This window comes from uncultured Pedobacter sp. (genome assembly GCF_913776295.1).
GTDB lineage: Bacteria > Bacteroidota > Bacteroidia > Sphingobacteriales > Sphingobacteriaceae > Pedobacter.
Genome location: NZ_CAJYOJ010000086.1, coordinates 37,594 through 44,447, shown reverse-complemented (window position 1 = coordinate 44,447; position 6,854 = coordinate 37,594). Strand labels below are relative to the sequence as shown.

Genomic DNA, 6,854 nt, shown 5'->3' with positions numbered 1-6,854 from the left:
CAGTAATGGCCTATTTCCAACTATTAATTACATATTCTCATCAGTTCGATTAAAGATCATCAGTTCATTGGTCATTGGTTCATTGGTAACTGTAAATTGAGAATTGCAAACTATACGGTGGTTGATTGTTTAAACCGGTCAATTGACCAGTAATGGCCTATTTCCAACTATTAATTACATATTCTCATCCGTTCGATTAAAGATCATCAGTTCATTGGTCATTGGTTCATTGGTAACTGTAAATTGAGAATTGCAAACTATACGGTGGTTAATCGGTTTTTTAACATTTATATATTAGTTATCTTTGTACCATGTTTTTATATAATGTTACGCTCATCCTCGAAGATGCAGCAGCCGAAGAATGGTTACAGTGGATGCAGGATATCCATATTCCAGAGGTAATGGCTACAGGTATGTTTGTTTCCAACCGTTTATTAAAGGTTGTTGATTCGCCTAATGAAGGAGTAACCTACTGCGCACAGTATGTGGCAGAAACATTAGATCACTACAACAGCTATCAGGAAACATTTGCACCTGCTTTACAGGCCGAATTAAACGAAAAATTCAAAAACCGCTTTGTTGCCTATAGAAGTTTAATGGAGTTCGTCGCTTAAACTTCGGACTCCCGACTAGGGACTTCGGACTTATTTAAGCTTCTCGTTATTCTTATGCCTGTCTGCATCCCGGATACTTTTTTTCTCCAGGTTCTTTTCTAAAGCTTCGGTTAAATTTATACCGGTCTGATTGGCTAAACAGATTAAAACAAACATCACATCGGCCATCTCATCGGCCAGATTTACGGTTTCATCACTCTTTTTAAACGACTGCTCGCCATATTTACGGGCCATAATCCGGGCCACCTCCCCAACTTCTTCCATCAAAATGGCGGTGTTGGTTAATTCATTAAAATAACGGATCCCTGTGGTTTTTATCCAACTATCTACTGTTTCCTGTACTTCGTTAATGGTCATTTTTTTCTGCTTCTATTTCTGATTTTATGATACCGGTAACTTCTTTTTTTGCGCCTTCCAGTAAAAAAACTGCCGCACCTTTTTCTCTGGCATAAGGATTTTTCAATTCGCCAATTTTAGTAATTTTATCAAATAATGGTTGCTCTCTCTTCCTTTGGGGATCTTCATCACCAGACCATTCAATTAAAATTAGATCTTTTATCGGCTTATCCATTTTAAACCAATACATGTAATCGGCATTGTACGATAACGCATTGATATTTGTATACTTCGAATAATAATTAATTGCGCCTGCCTGTCCATAATTATCGGCACGTATCAATAGGGTAGATTTATCTTTAACCTTTCCATAAGCGGTATCAACAAGTGCAGCCAGTTCTTTCCAGCCCTGCATATCTGCATAATCCTGAGGCAACTCATGGTTCTTTCCATCTTCCCAGCGTAATGCGCCTACCCGTTCGAACCTTTTATGACGGGCGATAATTTGCGCAGAACTGTATACCGGCATCAAAAGTGGCAGCAGATAAATAAACGAACCTATGTTAAAAACAAACAACAATCCGGTTAATACATATTTTTTAGCTAAAACCCGACTTAAATAAACAGCACCAAAAGCCAGTAACACGGGATATAAGCCCAGGGCATAATAATCTTTTGCTTTAAAATAGCTAAATACGAGGAGGGTTATGATGTAAGTAAAAATAATCCAGTTGTATTTCCGGAATTCTTTATAAAAAATTAAACTCCCGATCCCGGCCAAGAGGAAAAAAATAGAGCTGATAAAAAAGAGGAACTGCCCGATAAAAAAATCGATACGGTTTACATACACCAATTGGGTAGACTGCAGGGCCTTCATATGGATGAGTACCGGAAAGTGATGGCTAATCTGCCAGATCACATTAGGTGAAATTATGACAAGCGCCAATAAAATAGCCACATAAAGGCTTTTATCCGTAAATATTTTCCGGTTTGGTGTAATGATGATGGCAGGTAACAAACCCATGATCAAAAATAAAATATTGTACTTATTTAAGAAACCCAGCGCTACAAAAACAGCAAAAGCGTAAAGGTATCTGGCTTCATTTTTATCGAAATATTTTAACAGATAATAAAATATAGCCGTCCAGGCTAAAACATCAAAAGAATTTGGTTGGTATAGCGTATTTAACCTGAGCAGAGAAGAACAGACGCAAGCTACAGCAACCAGACATTTGGCCAACAAGTTTCCTTTTAAAAAATCGACAATTTTCCAGCAATAAAATATGGTGCAGGCACCAAACAATGCAGGAATAAGCTTTACCATAAAATAGCTATTGCCAAAAGCTTTAATCAGCCACGAAAACAATGACGTTAGCGGAGGAACAGAGGTAAAGCCCGCGGCGAGGTGGTTTGCCTGATCTAAATGCAGAAATTCATCGCGATGTAATTCGTACATCGAATTAACCAGCACAAAAGATAAAACTACCTTTAAAATCAGAAAAGACACCAGGCTAATGTATTCCGCCGGCTGTTTAGGATTTTGATCCTTCATATCAACTTGAGTTCTGATCTTAATCGCTGGATTTAATGATGACCTGACGGTTTGTTGCTGAATTAGTGATGCAAGAACTATCAAATTTCAATCATTCTTTATTTTTAGTGTCAATTACAATCGTAACCGGACCATCATTTAATAAAGTTATTTTCATATCAGCACCGAAAATCCCTGTTTTCACTTTTTTCCCCGATAGCACCGAGAGTTTATCAATCATTTTCTCATAAAGTGGAACTGCTACATCCGGTCGGGCTGCCCTTGTAAAGCCCGGGCGATTTCCTTTTTTGGTAGAAGCAAATAAGGTAAACTGACTGATCAATAGAATATCACCCCCAACATCGGCAAGTGCCTTGTTCATCAATCCGCTTTCATCACTAAAAACACGCATGCCGATAATTTTCTGCGCCAACCATTCTAAATCTTCTACAGTATCTGCATCTTCAATACCCAATAACACTAAAAAGCCTTTTTTAATGGCTCCAGTTACGTCACCATCTACTGTGCAACTGGCCTGCGTAACTCTTTGTAAAACTGCCCGCATTTTATACTATTTTTACTCAAATCAATTATACGTGCAAGATAGGTATTTTAGTCGTTTTTGTAATTCTATTCTTCGGGCCTAAGCAAAAATGCCTTGTTTACCCTGCTTTTTTTTATTGAAGAACGGATTACCTTAACAAAAACAGAAACTGATTATTTTAGCAATAAAACACTCCTCGAATATTGTATGTATAATAACTATTATCCTTAATTATTTTACCCTCATTTGCTTGCTATTTTCCCTAAACCCTAAACCCTAAACCCTAAACCCTAAACCTCAAGCCTACCACCTGATCAGCGCACTGGCCCAGGTAAAACCCGATCCGAAAGCAGCAAGGCAAACGAGATCGCCATCTTTGATTTTACCCGCCTCCCAGGCTTCGCATAAGGCAATTGGAACAGAAGCAGCTGTGGTATTGCCGTATTTTTGAATATTGTTAAATACCTTATCGTCGTTTAATCCCAGTAATTGCTGTACGTACTGACTGATGCGCAGGTTTGCCTGGTGCGGCACCAACAGATCGATATTTTTTTCAGTTAAATGATTTGCTGCCAAAGCCTCTTTTATAACCTCTGGAAATTTCACTACCGCTTTTTTGAAAACCGATGGGCCATCCATATAAGGTAAGGCAGCACCGCTTTCTAAAATTTCAGGTGTCATAAATAATCCGCCCAATTCCTGTTCCGGATAGGCTGGTTTATCTTTCAACCATTTGTTGGCATGGGAACCTGGGTAATACATGGCCAGAATTTCGGCATCGGCACCATCACTATGTAAATGGGTACTTAAAATTCCTTTTCCAGCTTCATCCGTAGGCTGTAATACAACCGCACCGGCACCATCACCAAAAATTACCGATACATTACGGCTACGGGTTTCGAAATCCATGGCGAAAGAATGTTTTTCACTTCCTACCACCAACACATTTTTATACATGCCTGTTTTCACAAACTGATCGGCTACCGAAAGCGCGTATACAAACCCTGAACATTGATTCCGGATATCCAAAGCACCTATTTCGCCCATACCCATTTCACGCTGCAACAATACGCCACATCCCGGGAAATAATAATCAGGACTTAACGTAGCAAAAACGATAAAATCGACATCTCTATTGGTAATCCCGGCTCTTTCGATTGCAATTTTGGCCGCCTCAATACCCATGGTAGTGGTGGTTTCTTCATTACGATCGGCAAAACGGCGTTCTTTAATACCCGTACGTTCCTGGATCCAGGCATCATTGGTATCCATAAACCGGCTTAAGTCATTATTTGTATACACATTTTTCGGAACGTAGTAACCTATTCCTGCAATTTTAGATTGGTGCATGCTCGTGTTTATATTAGTTGATTAACAAATGTATTAAAAGAGATGGAAGAATATGTAAAATGTACGATGTAAGAGGTTGTATGGACTTCTTTAATTTAAAACATAATTGATTAAATGCTGCGAATATAAATCCAGAACGAGATATTTAGATATAAGTCAGGTAATCATCCATTTTACCTATTACATCTTAAGTAAAAATAGTTATTTTTGCACCATGTCTACAGAAACCAAAGAAGAGACCTTTACGCTCGAAGAAATTTTAACTTCCTTAAAAACCGTACATCGCCTTATTTTGTGGAATGATGATATCAATACTTTCGATCATGTAATTTATTGCATGATGAAATATCTGGATTATAACGAATCGCAGGCCGAAAAAATTGCATGGAAAGTGCATAATGAAGGTAAATGCCCTGTTTTGGAAGGATCTTTTACCGAAATGGAGGTATATCGCAAAATTTTGCAACAAGAGGGTTTGACAGTTTCCGTTGACTAAACAAGAGGAGTTTTTATTTTGCAGTAACCTCATGCTGCATTCATTTCAGCATTTAGTTTAGGAAGGGTACCCTGAAATAAATCCGATGGCTATCCGATCAGGGTGACGACCGTATAAAAAGAACTTATAATATTACCCTTCCAATCCTCTCAAAAGCGCATTCAACCCGGCTTGTGTAGTTTGCGTTTTATCTTTCGCATACCAGCCATGAAGTTTTTCTGCCAAAATCGGCATTTCATTGCTTTCTTTTCTCCAATCTTTTAAAAGCTCCTGTAAAATTTGTGGTCTTGGTCCCCAGGTTGCCAAAACCTGATCTGCTGATTCATTCAAAACAATTAAAATTGGAATTGCTCTACCCCCATTGGTTAAATGCGCATCAATCAATGGGAGATTTTTATCCCTGAGTACAAATTTCAGATCAATTTTACCTAAAGATGCTGTTGCAATTTTATGGAACAATGGAACAATCTGAGCAGCATCGCCACACCAGCCTTCAGTAATCACCAGGAATTTATAATTTTCCTTAAGATGATCGATCGCAGAGGTCAGCTCATCGTTTAAGCTAATCGTTTTATCTACGCGGCTCATTCGCTGCACATTCATCTTAGTATAATGCAGATCGTAGGTTACATCACCAGTAGCCTTTCCCTCCAGCAGAAGTTGATCAACCAATGCCCGGTAGGTTTGATAATCCATGCCCTGTTCGAAAATTTCGCGATAATTTATCATAAGATTTTTAAAAGTACAGCGCAAAGGAAAGGAGAAATCAGTTTAAAATCATCATGATTTTGCAAGAAAGCACTAGCGGGTAATTACACCGGTTTTGGCATGACACAGATCCTAGCTTTTCTCTCACCCCGTCATTAAGAAAGCACTGAGGAATCTCTTAATTGCGGTTGATAGGGCAACAAGAACATCAACCTGGTTTATCGCAGTACCGGAGGTTAAATAAACCTGGTTGGAGTGAGCACGACTCCCGGTTTAAACACGGATTTATTGTTTTAATTGGTTTCACCGGGAGGAGTAAAACGGAAAACGGGGCTACCCAAACCGAAATGCACCGGAGCCTGCTTTTCAAAAAATAAGTTCCACAAATTATTGCTGATCAGACCGCCATCAACTGAGTTACGTGTTGCGTTAAGGCTACAAAGTCAGCAACGGTTAACTGCTCGGCGCGTTTCTCAAAGTAGATATGATTGTCCATTTTATCTTTTGGCATCACTGCAGAAACCGCATTGCGTAAGGTTTTTCTGCGCTGGTTAAAACCGGCCTTAACTATCCGCCAGAATAACTTTTCATCGCAATTTAACGTCTCAACGTCATTTCTTGTTAAGCGGATCACTGCTGAGTGCACTTTCGGCGGTGGGTTAAAAGTACCTGGCTTAACCGTAAACAGATATTCGATTTTATAATAAGCCTGTAGAAAGACGCTTAAAATGCCATACTCTTTGCTGCCCGCCGGTGCCGCGCAACGCTGTGCCACTTCTTTTTGGAACATGCCCACCATTTCCACAACTTTATGGCGGTTATCTAAAATCTTAAATAAAATCTGCGAGGAGATGTTGTAAGGAAAGTTACCGATGATGGCAAACTGAAATGGAAAAATAGCATCAAAATCAAGTTTTAAAAAATCGCCATTAATTAAACGATCGCCTAATTGCGGATACTTTTCGTTCAGAAAATGGAAAGATTCAGTATCAATATCAATCAGATAAGTTGTTAAATCTGTACGTTGCAGCAAAAAATCGGACAAGATTCCCATCCCTGGGCCTACTTCTAAAACCTGATCATACTTATCGGTATTCACCAAAGCCTCAACAATGCGGTTGGCAATGCCTTTATCGGTTAAAAAATGTTGCCCTAGATGTTTTTTTGCTTTTACTAAACTCATACCCCGTGCCCCTGAAGGGGATTTTAAAATTAAAATTGTGAGCAAAGATAGGCTTATTATTTCTTTACAGATCAATCTGCCCGCATTGCGGT

General features: G+C 39.0%; 8 protein-coding genes. 2 read left to right on the top strand and 6 right to left on the bottom strand.

Annotated elements, in window-relative coordinates; all coding sequences use genetic code 11:
- The first annotated feature begins 311 nt into the window (after positions 1-311).
- Positions 312-614 carry a DUF4286 family protein gene (locus tag QZ738_RS20340; protein ID WP_293790097.1) on the top strand — a complete coding sequence of 101 codons (303 nt, stop codon included), beginning with the start codon at positions 312-314 and terminating at the stop codon, positions 612-614.
- A 30-nt stretch (positions 615-644) separates the two neighbouring features.
- Here QZ738_RS20340 and QZ738_RS20335 read toward each other — a convergent pair whose 3' ends face one another.
- From QZ738_RS20335 to QZ738_RS20320, 4 genes are all read right to left on the bottom strand, one after another.
- Positions 645-971, bottom strand: a complete 327-nt coding sequence (locus QZ738_RS20335; protein ID WP_293790094.1) for a nucleotide pyrophosphohydrolase — start codon at positions 969-971, stop codon at positions 645-647.
- A complete protein-coding gene (locus QZ738_RS20330) occupies positions 961-2,502 on the bottom strand; it encodes a glycosyltransferase family 39 protein (protein WP_293790091.1) in 1,542 nt (513 codons plus the stop codon). The genes QZ738_RS20335 and QZ738_RS20330 overlap by 11 nt, the downstream gene beginning before the upstream one ends.
- Before the next feature lie 91 nt (positions 2,503-2,593).
- Entirely contained in the window at positions 2,594-3,046 is a 453-nt protein-coding gene (gene dtd, locus QZ738_RS20325; RefSeq protein ID WP_293790088.1) for a D-aminoacyl-tRNA deacylase, read from the bottom strand.
- 282 nt (positions 3,047-3,328) lie between these two features.
- Positions 3,329-4,375 (bottom strand): 3-oxoacyl-ACP synthase III family protein, encoded by a 1,047-nt coding sequence (locus QZ738_RS20320; protein WP_293790086.1) that lies wholly within the window; start codon positions 4,373-4,375, stop codon positions 3,329-3,331.
- Positions 4,376-4,589: 214 nt separating this feature from the next.
- Here QZ738_RS20320 and QZ738_RS20315 point away from each other — a divergent pair, with 214 nt between their 5' ends.
- Positions 4,590-4,871 carry an ATP-dependent Clp protease adaptor ClpS gene (locus tag QZ738_RS20315; RefSeq protein ID WP_025143968.1) on the top strand — a complete coding sequence of 94 codons (282 nt, stop codon included), beginning with the start codon at positions 4,590-4,592 and terminating at the stop codon, positions 4,869-4,871.
- Between the two features lie 132 nt (positions 4,872-5,003).
- Here QZ738_RS20315 and QZ738_RS20310 read toward each other — a convergent pair whose 3' ends face one another.
- Both QZ738_RS20310 and rsmA read right to left on the bottom strand, forming a co-directional pair.
- Positions 5,004-5,600: a thioredoxin family protein gene (locus QZ738_RS20310; protein ID WP_293790083.1), complete on the bottom strand. Its 597-nt coding sequence runs from the start codon at positions 5,598-5,600 to the stop codon at positions 5,004-5,006.
- A 376-nt stretch (positions 5,601-5,976) separates the two neighbouring features.
- Positions 5,977-6,762 (bottom strand): 16S rRNA (adenine(1518)-N(6)/adenine(1519)-N(6))-dimethyltransferase RsmA, encoded by a 786-nt coding sequence (gene rsmA, locus QZ738_RS20305; protein ID WP_293790080.1) that lies wholly within the window; start codon positions 6,760-6,762, stop codon positions 5,977-5,979.
- Positions 6,763-6,854 lie beyond the last annotated feature (92 nt).